The organism is Kocuria sabuli (genome assembly GCF_040981185.1).
Taxonomy (GTDB): Bacteria; Actinomycetota; Actinomycetes; order Actinomycetales; family Micrococcaceae; genus Kocuria; species Kocuria sabuli.
In genome coordinates this window covers 1-546 of sequence record NZ_JAVHZE010000100.1, presented here as the reverse complement: position 1 = coordinate 546, position 546 = coordinate 1, and the positions used below count along the sequence as shown (strand labels likewise).

Here is a 546-nt window from a genome sequence, read left to right as displayed (position 1 = left end):
TGACCAGTTTCACTGGATCGATCACTGCCATCGCGCGCGGCGCGTTTTCGTTCAGGTCTTCGCGAATGCAGGATTCCAGAGACGCCATTTCGATGGTGTTGTCCTGCTTGGTAACGCCAATACGTTTGCAGAACTCACGAATGGACGCCGAGGTGTAGCCACGACGACGCAGGCCAGAGATGGTCGGCATACGCGGGTCATCCCAGCCTTCAACGTGCTTGTCGGTGACCAGCAGGTTCAGCTTACGCTTGGACATCACGGTGTATTCCAGGTTCAGACGAGAGAACTCGTACTGACGCGGATGCACAGGAATGGTGATGTTATCCAGCACCCAGTCGTACAGACGACGGTTGTCCTGGAATTCCAGCGTGCACAGAGAGTGCGTAATGCCTTCCAGCGCATCGCTGATGCAGTGGGTGAAGTCGTACATCGGGTAGATGCACCACTTGTTACCGGTCTGGTGGTGTTCAGCGAACTTAATGCGGTACAGCACCGGATCGCGCATCACGATGAACGGAGACGCCATATCGATTTTGGCACGCAGAC

The 546-nt window shown here is 55.5% G+C and carries 1 protein-coding gene; it reads right to left on the bottom strand.

Going from position 1 to position 546, the window contains the following annotated elements:
• Positions 1-546: glutamate--tRNA ligase family protein (locus RE027_RS18105; protein WP_368809687.1), on the bottom strand; the 546-nt coding region annotated here is incomplete at both ends.